The 4,452-nt window shown below is 34.6% G+C and carries 7 protein-coding genes; all 7 read left to right on the forward strand.

Annotated elements, in window-relative coordinates; all coding sequences use genetic code 11:
* Positions 1 to 209: 209 nt before the first annotated feature.
* Complete coding sequence (locus tag AB7942_RS30110; RefSeq protein ID WP_369449729.1) at positions 210 to 359, forward strand: hypothetical protein; 150 nt, start codon at positions 210 to 212, stop codon at positions 357 to 359.
* Positions 360 to 503: 144 nt separating this feature from the next.
* Positions 504 to 695, forward strand: a complete 192-nt coding sequence (locus AB7942_RS30115) for a hypothetical protein (RefSeq protein ID WP_369449730.1) — start codon at positions 504 to 506, stop codon at positions 693 to 695.
* A 290-nt stretch (positions 696 to 985) separates the two neighbouring features.
* The gene (locus AB7942_RS30120) at positions 986 to 2,152 is read left to right on the forward strand and encodes a processed acidic surface protein (protein WP_369449731.1); all 1,167 of its coding nucleotides are present in this window, start codon (positions 986 to 988) and stop codon (positions 2,150 to 2,152) included.
* Complete coding sequence (locus AB7942_RS30125; protein ID WP_088087315.1) at positions 2,152 to 2,742, forward strand: class D sortase; 591 nt, start codon at positions 2,152 to 2,154, stop codon at positions 2,740 to 2,742. Before AB7942_RS30120 ends, AB7942_RS30125 begins: the two co-directional genes overlap by 1 nt.
* 268 nt (positions 2,743 to 3,010) lie before the next feature.
* Entirely contained in the window at positions 3,011 to 3,343 is a 333-nt protein-coding gene (locus AB7942_RS30130; RefSeq protein WP_369449732.1) for an ABC transporter, read from the forward strand.
* 97 nt (positions 3,344 to 3,440) lie between these two features.
* Entirely contained in the window at positions 3,441 to 4,079 is a 639-nt protein-coding gene (locus AB7942_RS30135; RefSeq protein WP_369449733.1) for a hypothetical protein, read from the forward strand.
* A gap of 190 nt (positions 4,080 to 4,269) precedes the next feature.
* A partial coding sequence (locus tag AB7942_RS30140) for a VOC family protein (protein WP_369449734.1) occupies positions 4,270 to 4,452 on the forward strand: 183 nt, incomplete at its 3' end.

The following is a 4,452-nucleotide window of genomic DNA, read 5'->3' on the forward strand; positions in this document are numbered from 1 at the left end:
GGGGGTGGAGTACAATTTACCGCAAGGTAGAAAGGCTCCCTTCTACTCGACTACTTCAATAAGGAGTAAGGCTTTTTACTGCACTAACGAAGCAGGTTAGCTTAAGAAGAAACCATAATGAGCATTTGAATAAAGTTATAAATTAAACACAAAATGAAAAGGGAAATGAATACCCTAATATAAATAAGATGTAATGTAGGAGTGAAAGTATGGATAAAAGCAAAGGGAAAACACCAAATGTTTCAGGAAGTTTTCAAGTGATTGAAGATGACCGAAAAGAAACTATTGAGGAATTGAGAAAAGACAACAAATTAGATGAAGAAACGGAATACTACGCACGAGTTTTTATGGAAGAATAGGCGTTTCTTTCAACAAGTGGATTGTAATACAAGAAGAGCTGGCTAATATTGCTAGCTTTTTTGTTATTCAACTAAAGGTGCAGGTTAGTTAAAGAAAGGTTAATTAAAAGCAAATAGGGAAATGTTGAAATATGAGGTGGTCTTATGAATTTAAAACGGGCAATCATAAAGTTTTTACTTTACTTTGTAGTTTTTACAGGAAGTAATCTGGTTCTAAAAGCAATTTTTATTCCAGATGATTTGAATTTTCACGATATAGTATCAACAATACTTACGACAAGTTCAATTTCTATTGGAATTGTTTTGGTTGAGTATGCAATGAAAAAGAAAAGTTAATTGTTTTGTTGTTAAGCAAACGGGTGCAAGAGTTGAAGAACATCTGCCAAACCAAGCGGCTTTTTCTTATTAAACTAAAGGATCAGGTTAGTGAAAGAAGGAATTTTATTGTAATATAATTGTAATAATCAATAACTTTTAGGGGTGAAGAATGAAAAAAATCCCAAGTTTATTAATTATTATTTGATATTTCCATAAATAAAACTCTATTTTTCCCCTCACTTTTCCTCTAAAATAAATAGTTGGAACAATTTTTTTCTGTTTTTTTAAATTAAGGGGGAAATAAAAAAGTGAAGAAATTTCAAAAGATTTTATTGGCAGTCGTCCTTCTGTTTGGATGTTTTCCAGCTGTTGGCAATGCAGTGGCACCAGATGAGCTAACCTCATTTTTAAATGAAAATGATTGGACAGAAGAAGAACTAGACTCCTATCTAGAATATTTCTATGATATGAGTTTGAAAGATTTTACTACTATTGATGAACTAAAAGAAACACTTGGGGAACCTATTACTGAAGAAAACCTACAGACATTAATAAAAGATTACGAGTTCGAAAATGAAGAAGACCTTGTTGCTTTCCTTATTGAAAACGGGGAAATGGAAGAAGGTGAAAAAATCGGGGATGTCTTTCGATATATTAATGCCCTTGATTATACTGTTTCTTATTATACAGAAGAAAGCGGGACTCCGATTACAGATGAAAACCTCAATGATCTTCTTGAAGATTATGGTATGACCATACAGGAATTGAAGGATTTATTGGCAAAAAATGAGGATTCACTGGACAACTATAAAACTATTGAAGATCTGGATATGGCAGTAGCCTTGTATATGAGCGGAAATGATATAGAGAATATTGTTTCCGAAATAGGCATTACAGAAGATGAAATCATGGCTATGATATCCCATTTTGAAAGCCTTAATCTAGATGAAGCAACGGTTAATGAAAAAATGGCATCCATTGAAAAACGCCTTGAACCATTTATTGATTTAGAAAATACAAGCGAGCTTACAGCTGGACAGGCTTCCGAGTTGATCAGCATTGCCGAAGAAATTTTTAACATAGTTGAATTAGAGCCGCGTTTTTATCTGGTAAAGGGCAGTGAAAAGAAACCAGTTACCATGAATGAGCTTGTCAAGATGAAAGACGCTCAAGGTTATGGCTTGTTAATCGAGCTTTATAATAAAAAGGGTAAGCTCCTCCTAGATGCTTTATTTCCTGCAGACATGCTTAATTCTGAATTAATTGACGAAACGGTTAATGATATTAAAAAGGTTGAAAAGACTGTAAAAAGAATTGAAACTGCTGTAAAAAGGACAAAGGAAAAGCAGCCACGTACTATTAAAGGTGGCAAACTTCCAAATACAGCAGGCAATTATATGGAGGGAGTACTGGCTGGTTCATTATTGATTCTTGTAGGTGTCATTTTTTATCGCAAGAGGAAAGAGCAAGCCTAATGAAAAGTAAAATCCCGGCTCGAAAGTGGATTAGCATCTTGCTAGTCCTTGCAGGATTATGGATTGTGGGATTAAACATCAAGCCCTTTTTTCAACAAACAAATGAGGTTCAAAATAAACAAGAAAAAATGGCACCCAAAGTAGTAAAAGAAAAAATTGGTTCGAAGTCTCTATATCCAGTTCGTTACAAAATAGGGGATCGGATTGGAGAACTGGTCATTCCGAAGCTTTCTAAGAGCTTGCCGATTTTTCATGGGGCAAATGAAGATGAACTGATTAAAGGAGTCGGTCACTTTGCAGGTAGCGTGCTGCCTGGTGAAAAGGATAATTCTGTTCTCTCAGGACACAGGGATACAGTGTTTAGGAAGCTGGGAGAAGTCGGAAAAGGTGATTTATTAATTGTGAGGACATCTGCGGGCAAGTTTACTTATAAAGTAAGAAGAACACGGATTGTTGATGCTGATGACCGGACCGTGATTGTCCCTAAACCGAGGGCTACTCTGACGGTTACGACGTGTTATCCATTTTCATACATTGGTGACGCACCGCAGCGATATATTTTAATAGCAGACTTAATTAGCTCCAATTAATCGCCAGTATCATATAGTTACCTCTATTTTTACATTTCCCTCTTAACCTTTGGCTAAGAGGGATTATTTGTAATACAGATATTAGATGCAACAGGAAATTTGCACCTTATAAATATAGCCTTTTAAAATAGATGCTTGAATTCAAGAAGGATCTCAGCGGCGATCCTTTTTCTTATTCGACTAACGAAGCAGAATAGTTGAACAAGAAATGATAATATATGTGTAACTAAATTGCACTTTGGGCGTGATTAAAACGGATAAAAGGCTATTGGATATATATGACGAATGGGAAGCTAAATTAGATAAGGACGAGTGGTATTTTAGTAATTCTTTCGAAGCAATAACCAAAGGAATGTCTTCTGAAGATGCTTATAACTACATTCCAAATGTTATAGATGTATTGTTGAAATTAGACGATGATTTATTAATATGGGAAACTATTTACTTCTTAATTGAACTGTATAGTATTGCTGACACCACTCAGATACATCCATATCTTGAAAGTAATTGGTCTGTTTTAACACAACATATGAAAAATTATCAAGACTCGTATGCTACACCATTTAAAGAACTAATTAGACAGATAAGAATAAGAGAATGAGGTTACTACCTTGTTCAACTCCTATGAAAAGCAGTATTTTTATTATTGAGCTAACGGGGTAGTATAGTTAGAAAAGACAAAATAAAAGGAGAAAAAAATGAATTGGTTATCATTTGTATATGCGACGATTTTTGGATTCGTAATTTCCTTTATAGGGGGTTTTTTAGACTTTCCTGAACCTCTTGTTTCCTTTTTCGTCATTATCATTGTTGCATACTTCCTTGTATTTCCGATATTCCGATTATATTGGGGAATAGGTGATGTGGAAAAAATAGAACAAATTCTTTTAAAAAATAAAAAGAAACCTTTTTACACATTTTATTATGGGCTTGCTAATGGAATTGAAAAAGATGTAGACGAGTCCATTAGAAAAATCAATCAAGGTTTTCACCTGCCTAGTATAAAAAAACAGCACCAATTAATTCATGCCTATTTTCACCAACGAACGGAAGAAATGGAAAAGTTGTTAAACGGTATGAGAAAGTCAGCGTTTACTCTCTATTACCAAGCAGCCCGTTCGATTTTGATTAATGATTTTGAAGGTGCTCGGTCATATATTAAACAAAATCCGAAAATGTGGATGCGGGAAGCATTAACAACAGAACTTTTGGTTAAAGAGAATCGGAAAGAAGATGCATTTATTCATGCACGCAACGCTCTTTTAAAAACAAAGGGAATACAGCGGTATGTTTTATTACGTAGTTGGGAAAGAGAATGGGGCATGACATTAAAATAAGGGCACAATATAAGAGATTAAATGAAATAAATTTGAATAGGTATTTAGCTAACGGGTGCATGAGTTGAAGATCGGGTGCCACTTTTAGTGACTTTTTCTTCTTAAGCTAATGTAAGCAGGTTTGTTGAAGAAGGATATTTTCTGTTTTAAGCGAATTAGAATTACATAAAAGGAACATAGGAGGTATGAGATGAAGATCAATAGAATAGATCATGTGAGTATTAACGTAAATGATCTTTCAGAGGCTAAAGCGTTTTTTCTTGATTTAGGACTTGAAGTGCAAGCGGAATGGGAATTGGATGGAGAACAGTTGGACAGAATAGTTGGGCTTAATGATGTTAAAACGGCATGTGTAGGATTGGGGATGCCAGAT

This window comes from Neobacillus sp. BF23-41 (assembly GCF_041106275.1).

Excerpts from the sequence above, each read along its gene's own strand:
- AB7942_RS30110 (WP_369449729.1), top strand. The coding sequence starts at position 210 with ATGGATAAAAGCAAAGGGAAAACACCAAATGTTTCAGGAAGTTTTCAA.
- AB7942_RS30115 (WP_369449730.1), top strand. The coding sequence starts at position 504 with ATGAATTTAAAACGGGCAATCATAAAGTTTTTACTTTACTTTGTAGTT.
- AB7942_RS30125 (WP_088087315.1), top strand. The coding sequence starts at position 2,152 with ATGAAAAGTAAAATCCCGGCTCGAAAGTGGATTAGCATCTTGCTAGTC.
- AB7942_RS30135 (WP_369449733.1), top strand. The coding sequence starts at position 3,441 with ATGAATTGGTTATCATTTGTATATGCGACGATTTTTGGATTCGTAATT.